The following is a 16,714-nucleotide window of genomic DNA, read 5'->3' as shown; positions in this document are numbered from 1 at the left end:
AACTACTGAGATAAGGAATTACGCACCAACTTCGGTGTAATAAAAATCAATAATTCTGTTTTCTCAGAAGTGCTCTCTTTATTCCTAAATAGTGCGCCCATAATAGGCAGATCACCAAGTAATGGAACCTTGTTAACACTATCACTCGTTTCATGCTTAAACACACCGCCAAGAACAATCGTTTGCCCATCAGGCACAACCACTGTTGTCTGCAGTTCATTATTATCAATACTCAACTCACCATTGGCCAAAACTTGACCTATAGAATCTTGTTTAATTAGTAGTTCCATTGCGATACGATCACCCGGATTAATACGCGGCGTCACATCCAAACTAAGCACTACATCTTTAAATTCAATACTAACTTCCCCATCCTCAACTGTCTGATAAGGAATCTCGGAACCCGACTGAATTAAAGCTTTCTTACCATTAGTCGTTAGGATTTTAGGCTGAGAAACAATCTCCGCTTTACCATCAGCTTCTAATGCACTCAACTCTAGTCCGATCAGTGTACTTGCACCTGGCGCAAAACCAATTGCTATCTGCCCAACATTAGTAGCTGTAGCACCCAGATCCACGTTCAAACCACTGGTTGGAGATGTACTAGAGAAATCGATAGAACTCTGATCTTGGCTGACAATCCAGCCTTTACCGTTATCCACATCGTTATAGCCGAATCCCCATTTAATACCTAAGTCTTTAGTTACATTTGAGGTAGCATTAACAAGGCGCGCTTCAATCAAGACCTGCTCCACTTCCACATCAAAACGATGCAAAGTTTCACGAATCTCTTGAATTGCATTGGATGTTTCTCTCACCATCAGAACATTGGTTTCATCATCAGCCATGATAAAACCACGCTCAGAAACAAGCTTAGCCCCCTGAATCGTACCCATCATTTCAGATGCTTTGCGATAATCCACTTGTATAAATTCAGTGCGTAAGGGTGCAAGCTGCTCAACTTGCTGCGAACTCTCCAGCTCTGCCTTTTCTCTCTGCGCAATCTCATCGGCAGGTGCAATAAGCAATACATTACCTACTGTACGCTGATCAAGTCCCTCTGTTTTCAAAACAATATCAAGTGCTTGATCCCAAGGAACATTTTTAAGGCGCAAAGTGATATTACCGCCAACACTATCGCTCACCACCAAGTTCAACTCGGCAACTTCAGCAATAATCTGCAGAACAGAACGTAACTCCACATTTTGGAAATTAAGATCTATCTGCTCACCGGTAAACTCAAATAACTCTTTAGTTCTTTCATCTTTTTCCGCTTGGCTTAACGGTTTAAAATCAAGAATCAATTGGTTATCTGTTTGATAAGCTAAATATTCATAAGGCTCGGCACTTGGTTTAATCAAAATACTTGTATTGCCACCATTAGCCATCGAATCGATAAACATAACCGGCGTCACAAAATCTTGTACATCAACCCGCTGCTCCAGCGCTCGTGACAGATCGGCGCCCACCAAGTTAACGACAACATTATTACCCTCTTCCTGAATATCGACACCAGCCTTATCATCAGACATGGTAATGGTGACTCGACCAACACCACCTTCAACTCGTTCAAAGTCCATACCTTGTACTTTAGAACGGGCATCGACAAACGCTGTAGTACTTCCAGAATCAGATGATTTCGATACTACATTTTCTGATGTTTCTGACGTTGAAGGAAGCCCTGAGTTATTACTTTGAACAACGACAAACAAGCTATTACCTTCTGAGAAGGTCTTATAACTTGAGGGTTCATAAAGATTAGCAACAATTCTTAACCGACCTTCCGTCTGAGCAAAGCTAATACCATCTACTTGACCTGTTTTCACATCCAGAGAACGGCTTGTTAAATCACTTTCAACACCCCATAAATCCATCACTATACGAGCGGGTTGATTGATCATATAAGCTTGCGGAGAAGGTGGTGCAGAATCGAAGTCAAAACGAATTTCTACTTTCCCTCCTGGCAGGGCTACAAAGTTAGCATTTTTCATTAAAACGTCTGCTGCCGCCCACTCCGACAATAAAAGACTGACCAAAGCTATGCTCAACCAACGGAGATTCGTATACACACGTACTTTAGTCATCATGGGGACCCAAATTTTCACAATAATATCCCTTATTCCTGCTCAGCCAAGGCAAGGTTTCGTGATCGTTTCATCCAACCACCACGCCCATTCGTTACAATTTCAACTAACTCTATTTTACGTTCATCTAGCGAAACAATTTCGCCAAAATTCAAACCCATATAACTACCGACCGTAACCCGATGAATCTCGGAATTAGGATCTCGAACTAAAGCCCATAGCGTATTATCCGCTTTTTGATTGATTGTTCCGACCATATCCAACTGATCCAAAGCAAAAGATTCAAGATAATCTTTATCTCTTGCCTCATCAGGCTTAATCCCATTATCTGGTTCTGCATTGACCTCTTCATCCACATTATCACTAACAGATAACGGAATCAGAGGCACAAAAGGCTCTCTCATAGACGCACCTTTATACACAAAACTATGGTAAGGCTTAAATTCCGGAAGGGGTTTAATTGAACCGGCAGGTCTAGCTTGCGCCTTAACAATAAATTCCTTTAAATCACTTGTATCTTCAACCCACTCAACACACCCTGTAAGCAAAGAAAACAATAGTGGCAAGATAATAATCCTACTATGATGAGTCATCCCTACCCCCTTACTTAGTTTCATCATAACGATAAGTCTTAGCACTAATCTGCATAGAAACCTTACCGCTTGAGGGTTTTATTGTGTAGTCATGCAGAGTCACGATACGTGGCAAACCAGCGATTCCACTTACAAACTGCCCTAACTGATGGTAAGAACCGGAAACATTAATATTTATAGGCAGCTCAATGTAAAACTCTTTTTTTGACTCTGCCGCAAGCTTGATCGACCCAATATCCAAACCACTATCCGTGCCTAGGTTGGTAATATCATCTAAAAGTCCTGGCACTTCTTTCTCTGTAGGGAGCTGTTTTTTTAGTTCGCTAAACTTTTCCTCTACATCTTCCATCTGTTTTCGAAGAGCATCGAGATTAGCCACTTGAAAAGCCTTTTCTTTATAAACGGCCTTCAAACCTTGCTCTTTAGATATCTCTTTCTTCAAAGCACTTTGTTTATCTGTAATATAAAAATGCCAGCCTGCAGCACAGATAGCTACCAATACAATTAGATAACAGACAATCTTAACGCCTATAGGCCAGTTACCCGCCGCATTGAAGTCCATATCATTAGGATCAAATCCTTTAAACGCATTCCTTAACGCACTCATTAATTAGCCTCATCCGCTTTAGGTTTAGTAACAGGCACAGAAAGATTAAACGTATTCAAACTCTCCTTACCTTTACCAACCCCACTAAGATTGGGTTCACCAAACCAAATCGATGTATCCAAATTCCTCATCAACGTCGATACATCTAAGTTATCTTGAGCCAAACCAGCTATCACCACATTGTTAGCTTTACGCGACAAAGATGAGTAGTAAAGACCATCCGGCATTACACGCACCAACTCATCAAAGTTTCTAACAATAAGGGGCCTTGAACCTTGTAACTCTTGAATTGCAGTAAGGCGCTCAAGCAGTTTCGCCCTCTTTTCCTTTAATTCTTTAATGGCTGCCAAATCACGATCAAGTTTTTTCGTTTCAGTTTTTAAATAATCATTTCGGTCATTTTGACGATCTTTCATAAAGTCAAAATAGTAACCGACCGCAAACACTATAAGGCCAGCAAATAATGCTGCTCCTAACAGGTTCATCAGGAAGTTTTTCTTTCTTTCTTCAGCGCGCTCTTCACGCCAGGGTCTTAAATTGATAGTTGCCATCTGTCCCTAACCCTCAAATCCACGCATCGCTAACCCACACGCTTTCACTAACGAAGGCGCATCCCGTTCAAGTCTAGATCGATTAACTCTCGAATTAACAGCCATTGAGACGAAAGGATTAGCCATTTTAGTTGTTATACCCAATTCTTCGGATAATTGATCCGCAAGCCCATCAATCGTCGCGGTACCGCCTGAGAGGTAAAGCGCGGATAGCTCACTATGCGCACCAGAAGAATAGAAAAACTGCAATGATCGAGATACTTGCTGTGCAACTGTACCTCTAAAGGGGAGGACAACCATCTCATTAATTTCAGGTGACAGATCATTAAGGCGCAATGACTGCTCAACTTCTTCGATACTCATCCCATATTGCTGATGAATAGAGTTCGTAAGATCATTGCCGCCAAAGGCTTGCTCTCGGCTATAAACAATCTCTTTCCCCTTGAAAACATTCAAGGTTAAGGTTGCCGCACCAATATCAACAACACCGATCAGGTAATCGGTGCTCCTTTGTTCAGAAGAGATCAGAGGAAATGTGCGCTCGACTGCGTACGTATCTACATCAACCACTTGGCACTGCAGACCCGCGCTATTAATCGCATCTTCACGCTGCTCTACATCACTTTTACGACAAGCAACAAGCAGCACTCGATTTAGATTATCATTATTCTCAACAGGCCCTTGCACCTCAAAGTCCAAGGCAACCTCATCTAAAGAATAAGGAATAAACTGGTCTGCCTCTACTTTTATTTGATCTTCCAATTCAAATTCAGAAAAGGCATTGCTCATTTCTATACGTTTAGTGATTACTGCAGAGGCGGGTACGGCAGCAATCGCCGAGGACATCCTCCCTCCAGCAACCTTGATTGCTTTTTCAATCGTAGAGGCAACCTCCCCTACGTCTTGAATATTCCCATCAATGACGGCAGTAGGAGGCAAAGACACCACAGCATAAGCTTCCAACGAATAGCTCTGTCCACTCTTAGACAAGGCAACTAGCTTAACCGAAGAAGAGCCTATATCTAGCCCTACTAAGCTTCCCGATTTATTCCCCAATAAGCCAAACACAAATATATTCCCTAACTTAATACTGCGTTAATGTGTGTTTACTACTCTATTACCTAACTCTAACCCGTATTAAAACAAATTAAAATTCAATATACGCTAGAGCAAAGTGGTAAGCTGTCTATATAATAGACCTTTACTAAAACCCTCAATTATCAGATTAGCATGTCACCTATGTTTTCGCTTTTCAAACTTTTGTTTAAATTAGGTATTTTTTGTTTCCTCATCGGACTAATATCCGCTGCGGGCGCCTATTATTATTACTCGCCGCAACTCCCGAATGTCGAAACATTACGAGATATACGTTTTCAGACCCCCTTACGTATATATTCTCAGGATCAAAAACTCATTGCAGAGTTTGGCGAAAAACGTAGAACACCCATTACATTCGAGGAAATTCCACCTCAATTTGTCCAAGCCCTCACCGCAGCAGAAGACAGTCGTTTCTTTGACCACCACGGCATCGACATAAAAGGCCTTTTTCGTGCAGCCTTTCAATTAGCAACCACCGGCCATATCCAAAGCGGTGGCTCAACAATAACAATGCAAGTCGCTAAAAACTTCTTCCTTACTCGCGAACGTACATTTAGCCGAAAATTCATGGAGATCTTGCTAGCACTCCGAATAGAGCAAGAACTATCTAAAGAAGAAATCCTCGAACTCTATATTAATAAAATTTATCTAGGACATCGTTCGTACGGTATCCAAGCAGCGGCTAATGTATATTACGGCACCGACATCAAAAACTTGAGCCTTGCTCAACACGCAATGATAGCAGGCCTACCTAAAGCACCATCCGCATACAATCCAATTACAAATTCAGATAGAGCAATTGAACGCAGAAACTGGATTCTTAGACGCATGCACTCCTTAAGCTTCATTAACGATCAGCAATTGGAAAATGCGACAAACGAACCTGTTAGCGCAAAGTATCACACAAGCGACATCGAGCTTAGAGCCTTCTATGTAGCAGAGATGGTTAGACAACAACTCTACGAACAATACGGCGAATCGCTCTATACTGACGGCTACGTAGTATATACAACACTACAGAGCAATCTTCAAACCACAGCAAACGATGCCGTCTCAAATGGTTTAATTGCTTATTCAGAAAGGCATGGTTATTTCGGCGCAGAAGACAACTGGGACACTACAGAACCACAAGAAACCTTACAAAAACGCTTAAACAAGGTTATTAGCTACGGCGTACTCAAACCAGCGCTAGTACTTAATGTTTCCGAAAAAAGCGCTGAGCTACTTCTAAAAAACAACCAAACAGCCACCTTAGAATGGGAAGGCATGTCATGGGCAAAACCTTATAAAAACGTTAATCGCACAGGCAAAACCCCAAAAGCAGCAACAGATATTTTGAAAATAGGTGATCTAATCCGAGTAAGGGACAAAGAAGGAAAACTTCACCTTTCACAAATACCGAAAGTACAAGGTTCATTAGTTGCCCTTAACCCAAAAACAGGGGCCATACTATCCCTTGTTGGCGGCTTCAACTTCACACATAATAAATTCAATCGCAGCACCCAAGCCGTACGGCAACCAGGATCCAACTTCAAACCATTCATTTATGCTGCAGCGCTTAATAAAGGTTACTCTCCCGCCTCACTCATAAATGACGCTCCCATTGTTTTCCATGACACATCACTCGAAGGAAACTGGAGACCTCAAAACTCAAGCAGGAAGTTTTATGGCCCTACACGCCTTCGCCAAGCACTCTACAAATCTAGAAACTTAGTATCCATTAGATTATTACGAGCTATAGGCATCCCCACAGCACAAGACTATCTGGAGCTTGCCGGCTTTGACCGAAGCAAACTGCCTAATAACCTTTCGCTATCCTTAGGCAGCGCCGACGTTACACCACTTACCTTAGCAACAGGCTACGCCGCTTTCGCAAACGGCGGTTTCAAGGTTGAACCTTTCTTCATCGAACGCATTGAAGATGCCTTCGGTGAAAACCTTTTTACAGCCCAACCAAAAATAGCGTGCAACAGCTGCGTAGATACCGAGAACCTTCAACAACTAGCACCTAGAATATATGACGAAAAAGTGACTTTCCTTATTTACAGCATCTTACAAGATGTTATTCGTAGAGGGACAGGAAGAAAGGCATTAGTACTTGACCGTCGAGACATTGCAGGAAAAACAGGCACAACCAACGATCAAAAAGACGCATGGTTCTCAGGCTTCAACCAAGACTACATCGCAACAGCATGGGTAGGGTTTGACCAACCAAAAACATTAGGCAGAAGAGAGTTTGGCGGGACGGCCGCATTACCTATATGGATCGATTTTATGCGCGAAGCTCTTAAAGACACGCCTGAAAACCCACCTACACCACCGGAAGGCATTGTTAGCGTGAAGATAGACCCTAAAAGCGGGAAACGTGCTTACCCGGGCCAGAGCGACGCAATCTATGAGTTCTTTCGCAAAGAAAACGTTCCATCCAACTATGCAGCCCCTGCGAGCATAAAAAGAACAAACTCAACTGAAGAACTTTTCTAAATCTAATCTTATTATCAAAAATTTAGGCATAAAAAAAACCGGCATACGCCGGTTTTTTTTATGCCTAACAACCAAACTTAAGAAAGTGGGTAGTTATCAGGTAAAGGTAAGCGCGCAACACCAGAATCAATTGCCGCCTGAGCAACTGCTGTAGATACAGCACCCAACAAACGAGAATCTGTTGCTTTAGGGATGATATATTCAGGACCAAGTTCCAACGAATCTAATCCATATGCATCCAACACATCCTGCGGAACAGGCTGTTTTGTTAAATCAACTAACGCACGAACTGCAGCAGCTTTCATCTCTTCATTAATCGCTGATGCACGAACATCTAAAGCACCACGGAAAATGAACGGGAAGCCGATTACATTATTAACTTGGTTAGGGTAATCAGAACGACCTGTCGCCATAATCACATCATCACGCGTTGCATGAGCAAGCTCTGGGCGAATTTCAGGATCAGGGTTTGCACAAGCAAATACAACAGGATTAGCCGCCATTTTAGCAAGCTGTTCAGCAGAAAGTAGATTTGGTCCAGATAGACCAACAAACACATCTGCACCATCAATAGCATCATCTAAAGTGCGCTTATCTGTTTCTGAAGCAAACGCTGCTTTTTCTGGCGTTAGATTTTCACGACCAGAGTGGATAACACCCGTACGGTCAATCATAAAGATATTTTCGATCTTAGCGCCCATGCTTACAAGTAGCTTCATGCAGGCATTCGCTGCCGCACCCGCGCCTAGACAAACAATCTGAGCTTCCTCAAGAGTTTTACCCGCAATTTCCAATGCTGTGATCATGCCTGCAGCCGTAACAATCGCTGTACCGTGCTGATCATCATGGAAAACTGGGATATTACAACGCTCAATAAGCGCACGCTCTATTTCAAAACATTCAGGCGCTTTAATATCTTCTAGATTAATACCACCAAAAGTTTCTGCAATACGGGCAACTGTATCAATAAACGCCTGCGGGCTTTCTGCATCAACTTCAATATCAATAGAATCTATACCGGCAAAACGTTTAAAGAGTAATGATTTACCTTCCATTACAGGCTTAGACGCTAGCGGACCTAGATCACCAAGACCTAGAATCGCTGAACCGTTTGTAATAACCGCTACCAAATTACCTTTAGCCGTATAACGGTATGCATTTTCAGGGTCTTTTGCGATTTCACGAACCGGCTCAGCTACACCTGGGCTATATGCCAAAGAAAGATCAAGCTGAGACTCAGCTGGTGTAGATAGCTCAACGCTGATCTTACCTGGACGTGGAAACTCATGGTAATCAAGAGCTGCTTGTTTCATATCATCAGACATAGCTGCTGTTCCAATCTAGTTAAAAATTCGAACCCCGAACTATATAGAAAACCCCTGTATCGAACAACCTTAGGGGCGACTCTATTGATCTTTTTTCACTCAGCCAAACCTAAAGTACTAAACTCAATATGCGACTTATGATCAAGCATCACGCGCCATAATAAGTAAAGATAGTGGAATAAATGAGATCTCTTTATCCAATAGCCGCCACCACAGCAGCGACTAAACTTAAGCGCCAAACAAGATTATAAACAATCAAAAACCAAATTAAGGGCAACAAAAAAGGCGCCCCATAACGGAAGCGCCTTTTTTAGAATTCTCGTAGACTATGCAGCTTATTTTTTCACGCCGCGAGCACCGAAACGCTTGTTGAAGCGATCGATACGACCACCAGAAGTTGCTTCTTTCTGCTTGCCTGTGTAGAACGGGTGACAAGAAGAACAAACATCTAAGTGAAGGTCTTTACCAAGAGTAGACTTGGTTTTAATAACATTTCCGCAAGAACAAGTAGCAGAAATTTCAACGTAATTAGGATGGATATCCGCTTTCATGGTAAACCTCATGTATTCATGCCGCCACTTGATCTTCTGCCAAGCACCGCATTGATTTAAACTACCAGCGAAAATCACCGGTACGTTAAGTAGGCGGCGGATTATACGCATGCAGATACAGCTTATCAACTTAAAAGCGTTTAAAAAGTGAGCAACGATAAACAATTATGATCATATTACGCCTTGCCATACCTAGCCCACTCCGCAAACTGTTTGATTATCTGCCTCCCGCAGGATCCGAACAAACCTCATTCGAGCCTGGGCTAAGAGTACTCGTCCCTTTTGGCAACCGCGACTTAATTGGTATTTTAGTTGAGACAACCACCGAAACACAGTTTGAGATAAGCAAACTAAAGCGCGCAAAAAAAATATTAGACGAAACCCCACCCCTTCCCGCCCATCTTTTCAAACTAGCGCGCTGGGCCGCATCTTATTACCAACACCCCGAGGGTGATGCCTTACAACAAGCACTGCCGGTATTACTAAGAAAAGGGCAAGCCTGCGAATATCAACACGAATTACTTTGGCGAGCCACCTCTGATGCGCAGATTAACACTTTAAAAGCCAACGCAGTCCGTCAGATCGAATTACTTAAGCTACTTAAGGAACACCCTTCAGGCATTAGCCTAGACGCAATCAAAGCTGAAGGCGGGAATCTCAATACACTACGTTCCCTTGAAGACAAAAAACTGGCGGAGTCTTTCCATCGTCCCCACAAATCACATCACGAACAAGTTTTACATGAAGCACCACTAACACTAAATGGAGAGCAGCAATCCGCCCTAACTCAGATCAACAAGCGATCCGGTTTTACCGCTAGCTTAATCGAAGGTGTTACCGGCTCAGGTAAAACAGAAGTTTATCTACAAGCAATTGAAAAGACCCTTAACGAAGGTAAGCAGGCCCTAGTATTGGTACCTGAAATAGGTCTAACCCCGCAGACTGTTATGCGCTTTAAGCAGCGATTCAATCTACCTATGGCGGTTCTACACTCAAACCTTTCCGACCGACAAAGACTCGACGCCTGGCTACAAGCAAGAGAAGGCGTCGCAAAAATAGTTATAGGGACACGCTCCGCTATTTTCACGCCACTAAAAAACCCGGGTATTATCATTATTGACGAAGAGCACGATGCCTCATTTAAACAACAAGATGGCTTTCGCTATTCAGCTAGAGATCTAGCAGTAATGCGTGCTCGCGCAGAAGATACTCCTATCGTTTTAGGTAGCGCGACCCCCTCCTTAGAGTCGCTACATAATGCAAAAGAAGGCCGTTACCAATGGTTAAAAATGACACAGCGCGCAGGTACATCGCTAGCACCTACTTTTAAACTATTAGATATACGCCAAGAGAAATTAAGCGAAGGGCTTTCAACACAATTAATTAGCGCAATCGGCCAACATTTAAATAACGGCACTCAAGTGCTCGTATTCTTAAATCGCCGCGGCTATTCTCCCACCTTAAGCTGTAACGACTGTGGCTGGATAGCTGACTGTAGTCGCTGCGACGCCCATATGACATTACACCGAGAGCCGCCACACCTTCACTGCCATCATTGTGATAAACAACAAGGCATCCCACGCGTTTGCCCCGAGTGTAATAGCGATCAATTACAACCAGTAGGCGTAGGCACTGAGCGTAGCGAGCAAGCATTACAGAAACTCTTTCCAGATTTCCCCGTTATTCGTGTTGACAGAGATAGTACTCAACGAAAAAATGCCATGCATGACATTATGGACAAAGTTAACTCCGGCGATCCATGCATCCTTGTCGGCACGCAAATGCTCGCTAAAGGCCACCACTTTCCAAAAGTAACATTAGTTGCAATTATCAATGCCGATAGCGGACTTTTTAGTTCTGATTTTCGAGGCATGGAAAGAACCGCACAACTCATACTCCAAGTAGCTGGACGTGCAGGCAGAGCTGAAGACCCTGGCACAGTTTTAATGCAAACCTATCATGCCGACCACCCTATTTTGCAAACGCTTGTCGAGCATGGTTACAGCGCCTTTGCACTCGAAGAACTTCACAACCGCAAAGCCGCAAAACTTCCACCTTATACTCACTATGCTTTGCTTCGCGCAGAAACAACAACGCAGTATCGAGCAGAATCATTTTTAGCCGCGCTAAGACAACAACTAGAAGACGACCTTCTCCTCCCTGAAAACGTTCACTGGATAGGCCCATTCCCTTCACCTATGGAAAAACGAGCAGGCATGCACCGTGCACAGCTTATGATCTATGCTGAAAACAGAAAAGTACTCCACCAGCTTTTGGCTAACTTGTGCTGGTATTTAGAGCAAAACAAAGAGTCCAGAAAGGTCCGTTGGTCTATAGATGTAGATCCTGCAGATACTTTTTAAACCAAAGAACCCTTCTACCTCTTAACAAAATTCTGATTTACAGGGATAATACGCGGTTCTTCAGAGGCCTAACTTCGATGATGGTAGCCGCAAGCGTATAATACCCTTGCTAAAACCAAAACCGCCTTCAGGCCCACCGATTCATCCAAACGGTACATGTACGCTAATGAAACAAGTTATTGCAGGACTTATCGATTCTGCCCTAAAAACACTGATTGAAAATGGCACTTTGCCGGAAGATGTACAACCAAATATCATGGTTGAAAACACACGTGACAAGTCACATGGTGATTACGCATCCAACATTGCACTGACCTTAGCTAAGCCTGCGCGTAGCAATCCTCGCCAATTAGCAGAAAAACTAGTTGCCGCGTTGCCTCAATCTGACAATCTAACGCGTACTGAGATAGCAGGACCAGGCTTTATTAACTTTTTCATTAGTGAAGCCTCAACCAACAGTTTACTAACCACTATTTTGGATCAGAAAGAGAGTTATGGCCGCAACAACGACGGTGCGGGACGTAAAGTGCAGGTCGAATTCGTCTCGGCAAACCCAACAGGTCCGTTGCATATTGGCCATGGCCGTGGCGCCGCTGTAGGTGATTGCCTATGTCGCATAATGGATGCCAATGGCTGGGATGTAACCCGTGAATTTTATTACAATGATGCTGGCCAACAGATCAACAACTTAGCACTGTCGGTACAAGCTCGCTGCAAGGGCCTAACACCTGATGACGCAAGCTGGCCTGAAGATGGCTACCGTGGTGATTACATTATCGACCTTGCCGAAAGCTTTATGCGCGGTGATACCGTTAAATCTGAAGACCAATCCTTTACTGGGACAAAAAATTCTGCAGATCTAGAAGCGATTCGTCATTTCGCCGTTGCCTATTTAAGACGCGAACAAGACCTCGACCTAAAAGCGTTTGCTGTTGATTTTGATGTTTACTTCCTTGAATCGTCCCTTTACGAGGAAGGAAAAGTAGAACGTACTGTACAAACACTAATCAAAAACGGTTACACCTATGAAGATGGTGGCGCACTTTGGTTACGTACAACCGATTTTGGTGATGACAAAGACCGAGTAATGCGCAAAAAAGATGGGGGCTACACCTACTTTGTACCAGATGTTGCTTATCACTTGGACAAATGGCAACGCGGATTTGAATGCGTATTAAATGAACAGGGCGCCGATCATCACAGCACTATCACTCGTGTCCGCGCAGGCCTTCAAGCACTTAATGCAGACATCCCTAAAGGCTGGCCTGATTACGTCCTTCACCAGATGGTTACCGTTATGCGCGGCGGAGAAGAGGTAAAAATATCCAAACGTGCAGGCAGCTACTTAACCCTGCGAGACCTTATCGATGAAGTCGGCCGTGACGCAACACGCTACTTTTTGGCTGCGCGCAAATCAGATAGTCATTTAACGTTTGATATAGATCTTGCCCGCTCTCAATCCGCAGACAATCCGGTTTACTATATTCAATACGCCCACGCCCGTGTTTGCTCCATTTTCCGCAAACTCGCCGAGAACAATTTAGACTGGGATCTTGAAACAGGTAAAGCAGCTCTATCTTGCTTAGAACTAGAATCTGAAAAGAACTTGGTTATCAACCTTGGACGCTATCCAGAAGTGGTAAAAAATGCAGCCAGTGCCCGTGAGCCTCACCAGATCGCCAACTACTTACGTGATCTAGCCGGTGATTTCCATACTTACTATAATTCAGAAAAAACCTTAGTCGATGATGAAAACCTACGTAATGCACGCCTAACTCTGGCCGTTGCCGTACGTCATGTTTTAGCAAACGGCTTAGATCTACTTGGCGTTACCGCACCGGAGCAGATGTAACACTATGGCCTCCCGTAAGGACTATGCAAAAAACAAACGCGGCGCAGCTTCGGCTAGCCGCTCTAGACCCTCTACTAAAAAAGCGCCCGCTAAAGCTAAAAAGCGCTTTCCCACAGGTCTACTTGCAATCACCCTTATCTTACTGGGAGGCCTAGGCTATGGATTATTCAAACTCACCCAAATCGATAGGGATCCGAGTACAACACCTATAGCTAATCATTCGGCTCCTAAACCCAGCGTAAAGAAAGCACCTGAAAGCAAAGCGCCGGTAGTTGAGAAATCAACAACAACGGCAGCCACTACGACAGAGAACACCAACCGCTTCGAATTTTACGAAATGCTAAAAGAGAGTGAAGTAGAAACCGTCAAGGTTGACGCTTATAAATCGACGCCTAAAAACGCAAAGTCTGAACACAAATACCTTTTACAGGCAGGCTCTTTCAAAGTGAAGGCTGATGCAGAAAGAATGCGCGCACAACTCATCCTTCAAGGCTTGCCCGATGTCCATACAGATACCAGTAAAAACAAAGACGGTACCCTTTGGTATCGAGTTCGTTTAGGGCCTTTTGATAATCGATCTAAATTATCTAAAGCCTACGATAAGCTTGTGCAACTCAATATCCAACCTCTGCGCATCAAGCAATAAGGCGCAATACAGAAACAAACGAGAAAGCCCAGCGATAAAGCCCAGCGATAAAGCCCAGCGATAAAGCTGGGCTTTTTAGTCAATTAAGCCTTGAAATTCATCTCAGCGTCACCATCTTTCTGTAAACCCCTTAAAGAAAGCAATATCACGCCCGCCACATCGTTTTTTGCGTGTTATTGGTAATTAAATCTCCCATTAGGAGCAGAAGATGACAACGATTGTATCCGTACGTCGTGGAGACAAAGTAGTAGTCGGCGGTGATGGCCAAGTATCTTTAGGCAACACCGTAATGAAAGGCAGCGCAAAAAAAGTGAATGTGCTCGCTAAACACGCCGTCATAACAGGCTTTGCAGGCTCTACCGCTGATGCGATTACACTACGTGATCTATTTGAACAGCAACTTGAAAAACACCAAGGCAATATCGTTAATGCGGTAATCCATTTAGCACGTGAATGGCGCAGCGATAGAGTACTACGCCGTTTAGAAGCCCTAATGCTCGTTGCTAACAAAGAAAAAACCTACTTAATCTCCGGGAGCGGAGATGTTATTGAACCGGAAGATGGCGTCATTGCAATCGGTTCTGGCGGCAACTTTGCGTTAGCGGCTGCACGTGCACTCGTTGATAATACTGAATTAGACGCAAAAGAGATCGTTGAGAAAAGCCTGCATATTGCCGCAGGGATCTGTGTCTTCACCAACGGCAACTTAACTATTGAAGAACTTGATTCTGTCGCCAGCTAAGGAAACTAATAAGATATGTCTAACATGACCCCACGCGAAATTGTATCCGAGCTGGATCGCCATATTATCGGACAAGATGAAGCCAAAAGAGCGGTCGCTATTGCCCTACGTAACCGTTGGCGCCGTATGCAATTAAATGATGAATTACGCACCGAAGTAACACCTAAAAACATCTTAATGATTGGCCCAACCGGTGTAGGTAAAACAGAGATAGCACGCCGTTTAGCTAAACTAGCTAATGCGCCATTTATAAAAATCGAAGCAACCAAATTTACTGAAGTTGGCTACGTTGGACGCGATGTAGAAACCATTATCCGCGATCTTGTCGACATGTCCATCAAGCTGCTGCGTGAAAAGGAGATGGAAAAGGTTCGTTTTCGAGCTGAGGAAGCAGCTGAAGAGCGCGTTTTAGATGCATTATTGCCACCCGCCCGTCCTGCAAACTTTGGCGAGCAACAATCCCCTGCCGAACGGGAAGATAGCGCGACTCGCCAAGTTTTCCGTAAAAAGCTGCGTGAAGGCCAGTTAGACGACAAAGAGATCGATATCGAAGTAGCCCAACCCCAAGTGGGCGTTGAGATAATGGCACCGCCAGGCATGGAAGAGATGACAAATCAGCTACAAAGCATGTTTTCTGGCATGGGTGGCGGAAAAAAACAATCTCGTCGCATGAAGATAAAAGAAGCCTTCAAAATGCTGACCGATGAAGAAGCGGCTAGTATGGTGAAAGAAGATGAGCTCAAGCAAAGTGCGGTTGAGTTAGTTGAACAACACGGTATCGTTTTTCTAGATGAGATAGATAAAGTTTGTAAAAACGGCTCAAATAGTAGTGGTGAAGTGTCTCGCGAAGGGGTGCAACGTGACTTACTACCTTTAATTGAAGGCTGCACAGTAAGCACTAAATACGGCATGATCAAAACAGACCATATACTATTTATTGCCTCAGGCGCATTCCACCTATCTAAGCCTTCAGATCTAATTCCTGAATTACAGGGCCGCTTGCCGATTCGCGTTGAATTAAAAGCACTTACACCGGATGATTTCCGCCGCATCCTCAAAGAACCGAATGCATCACTTACCGAACAATATATCGCCCTACTAAAAACTGAAGGCGTAAATGTTGAGTTTACCGATGACGGCATTCACCGTATTGCAGAACTCGCCTTTCAAGTAAATGAAAGCACCGAAAACATTGGGGCTAGACGCTTACATACAATGATGGAACGCTTACTAGAAGAGCTATCATTCTCAGCTTCAGATTGCTCTGGCCAATCCATTAAGATAGATAAAGCCTTTGTTGACCAACAACTCAGCGAGTTGAGTCAGGATGAAGACTTAAGTCACTACATCCTCTAGCGACAAGGAGATCCACATGTCAAAAGCGCCATTGCCTAACGAGATTAAATTACATAAAAAATCTCGTACTCTGGAATTAACTTATGGAGACGATAAGTTCGAGTTAACAGCAGAGTATCTTCGAGTGCACTCACCTTCTGCCGAAGTACGAGGCCACGGAATAGGTAATGGCGTACTGCAAACAGGTAAAAAACTGGTAGGAATAAAAGAACTCATCCCAACGGGTAACTACGCCCTTAAAATTGTGTTTGACGACGGTCATGATAGTGGCCTTTACACATGGGACTGCCTACATGACCTAGCGTACAATTATGATCAGTACTGGCAAACCTACCTTGAAAAACTCCAAGCCGCAGGCGAAAGTCGTGATGGCGGGCTTATCGCCATTGGTCGAGGCTGAGCGATTTAAGAGTAATAAATCTTGAATACATTCCCAAGACAATACCGCTCCATATAGGTACA

14 protein-coding genes are annotated in these 16,714 nt (G+C 43.8%); 7 read left to right on the top strand and 7 right to left on the bottom strand.

The genetic code is table 11. The features are described from left to right. Positions 1–2 precede the first annotated feature (2 nt). From pilQ to pilM, 5 genes are read right to left on the bottom strand one after another with little or no spacing between them, the layout of a single operon-like run. Positions 3–2,105 carry a type IV pilus secretin PilQ gene (gene pilQ / locus Q4492_RS05055; protein ID WP_303416178.1) on the bottom strand — a complete coding sequence of 701 codons (2,103 nt, stop codon included), beginning with the start codon at positions 2,103–2,105 and terminating at the stop codon, positions 3–5. 11 nt (positions 2,106–2,116) lie between these two features. Further along, positions 2,117–2,677, bottom strand: coding sequence for a pilus assembly protein PilP (locus Q4492_RS05050; protein WP_303416177.1), 561 nt, complete (start codon positions 2,675–2,677; stop codon positions 2,117–2,119). 10 nt (positions 2,678–2,687) lie between these two features. After that, a complete protein-coding gene (locus Q4492_RS05045; protein ID WP_303416176.1) occupies positions 2,688–3,284 on the bottom strand; it encodes a type 4a pilus biogenesis protein PilO in 597 nt (198 codons plus the stop codon). Next, positions 3,284–3,835, bottom strand: coding sequence for a PilN domain-containing protein (locus Q4492_RS05040; RefSeq protein ID WP_303416174.1), 552 nt, complete (start codon positions 3,833–3,835; stop codon positions 3,284–3,286). Before Q4492_RS05040 ends, Q4492_RS05045 begins: the two co-directional genes overlap by 1 nt. 6 nt (positions 3,836–3,841) lie before the next feature. Further along, positions 3,842–4,903, bottom strand: coding sequence for a type IV pilus assembly protein PilM (gene pilM / locus Q4492_RS05035; protein ID WP_303416173.1), 1,062 nt, complete (start codon positions 4,901–4,903; stop codon positions 3,842–3,844). A 162-nt stretch (positions 4,904–5,065) separates the two neighbouring features. Between pilM and Q4492_RS05030 the strand changes: the two genes are divergently transcribed. Further along, positions 5,066–7,417, top strand: coding sequence for a penicillin-binding protein 1A (locus Q4492_RS05030; RefSeq protein ID WP_303416172.1), 2,352 nt, complete (start codon positions 5,066–5,068; stop codon positions 7,415–7,417). Between the two features lie 77 nt (positions 7,418–7,494). Here Q4492_RS05030 and Q4492_RS05025 read toward each other — a convergent pair whose 3' ends face one another. Further along, complete coding sequence (locus Q4492_RS05025; RefSeq protein WP_303416171.1) at positions 7,495–8,742, bottom strand: malic enzyme-like NAD(P)-binding protein; 1,248 nt, start codon at positions 8,740–8,742, stop codon at positions 7,495–7,497. 335 nt (positions 8,743–9,077) lie between these two features. After that, on the bottom strand, positions 9,078–9,293 hold the full coding sequence (rpmE, locus tag Q4492_RS05020) for a 50S ribosomal protein L31 (protein WP_067863299.1): 216 nt from the start codon (positions 9,291–9,293) through the stop codon (positions 9,078–9,080). Between the two features lie 167 nt (positions 9,294–9,460). Here rpmE and Q4492_RS05015 point away from each other — a divergent pair, with 167 nt between their 5' ends. From Q4492_RS05015 to Q4492_RS04990, 6 genes are all read left to right on the top strand, one after another. After that, positions 9,461–11,656 (top strand): primosomal protein N', encoded by a 2,196-nt coding sequence (locus tag Q4492_RS05015; protein ID WP_303416170.1) that lies wholly within the window; start codon positions 9,461–9,463, stop codon positions 11,654–11,656. Between the two features lie 166 nt (positions 11,657–11,822). Beyond that, positions 11,823–13,508 (top strand): arginine--tRNA ligase, encoded by a 1,686-nt coding sequence (argS, locus tag Q4492_RS05010; RefSeq protein ID WP_303416169.1) that lies wholly within the window; start codon positions 11,823–11,825, stop codon positions 13,506–13,508. Positions 13,509–13,512: 4 nt separating this feature from the next. Continuing rightward, positions 13,513–14,154 (top strand): SPOR domain-containing protein, encoded by a 642-nt coding sequence (locus Q4492_RS05005; RefSeq protein WP_303416167.1) that lies wholly within the window; start codon positions 13,513–13,515, stop codon positions 14,152–14,154. Positions 14,155–14,362: 208 nt separating this feature from the next. Continuing rightward, a complete protein-coding gene (gene hslV / locus Q4492_RS05000) occupies positions 14,363–14,896 on the top strand; it encodes an ATP-dependent protease subunit HslV (protein WP_303416166.1) in 534 nt (177 codons plus the stop codon). A 15-nt stretch (positions 14,897–14,911) separates the two neighbouring features. After that, positions 14,912–16,252, top strand: a complete 1,341-nt coding sequence (gene hslU, locus Q4492_RS04995; protein WP_303416165.1) for an ATP-dependent protease ATPase subunit HslU — start codon at positions 14,912–14,914, stop codon at positions 16,250–16,252. 16 nt (positions 16,253–16,268) lie between these two features. Next, a complete protein-coding gene (locus Q4492_RS04990; protein WP_303416164.1) occupies positions 16,269–16,652 on the top strand; it encodes a DUF971 domain-containing protein in 384 nt (127 codons plus the stop codon). The last annotated feature ends 62 nt before the right edge of the window (positions 16,653–16,714 follow it).

It is taken from the genome of Neptuniibacter sp. 1_MG-2023, from assembly GCF_030547185.1.
Taxonomy (GTDB): Bacteria; Pseudomonadota; Gammaproteobacteria; order Pseudomonadales; family Balneatricaceae; genus Neptuniibacter.
Note: the sequence above shows the minus strand (reverse complement) of the source record. Positions and strands in the feature narration are given on the sequence as shown.

Excerpts from the sequence above, each read along its gene's own strand:
- Q4492_RS05015 (WP_303416170.1), top strand. The coding sequence starts at position 9,461 with ATGATCATATTACGCCTTGCCATACCTAGCCCACTCCGCAAACTGTTT.
- hslU (WP_303416165.1), top strand. The coding sequence starts at position 14,912 with ATGTCTAACATGACCCCACGCGAAATTGTATCCGAGCTGGATCGCCAT.
- Q4492_RS05045 (WP_303416176.1), bottom strand. The coding sequence starts at position 3,284 with ATGAGTGCGTTAAGGAATGCGTTTAAAGGATTTGATCCTAATGATATG.
- argS (WP_303416169.1), top strand. The coding sequence starts at position 11,823 with ATGAAACAAGTTATTGCAGGACTTATCGATTCTGCCCTAAAAACACTG.
- Q4492_RS05040 (WP_303416174.1), bottom strand. The coding sequence starts at position 3,835 with ATGGCAACTATCAATTTAAGACCCTGGCGTGAAGAGCGCGCTGAAGAA.
- rpmE (WP_067863299.1), bottom strand. The coding sequence starts at position 9,293 with ATGAAAGCGGATATCCATCCTAATTACGTTGAAATTTCTGCTACTTGT.
- hslV (WP_303416166.1), top strand. The coding sequence starts at position 14,363 with ATGACAACGATTGTATCCGTACGTCGTGGAGACAAAGTAGTAGTCGGC.
- Q4492_RS05030 (WP_303416172.1), top strand. The coding sequence starts at position 5,066 with ATGTCACCTATGTTTTCGCTTTTCAAACTTTTGTTTAAATTAGGTATT.
- Q4492_RS04990 (WP_303416164.1), top strand. The coding sequence starts at position 16,269 with ATGTCAAAAGCGCCATTGCCTAACGAGATTAAATTACATAAAAAATCT.
- Q4492_RS05050 (WP_303416177.1), bottom strand. The coding sequence starts at position 2,677 with ATGACTCATCATAGTAGGATTATTATCTTGCCACTATTGTTTTCTTTG.
- Q4492_RS05025 (WP_303416171.1), bottom strand. The coding sequence starts at position 8,742 with ATGTCTGATGATATGAAACAAGCAGCTCTTGATTACCATGAGTTTCCA.
- Q4492_RS05005 (WP_303416167.1), top strand. The coding sequence starts at position 13,513 with ATGGCCTCCCGTAAGGACTATGCAAAAAACAAACGCGGCGCAGCTTCG.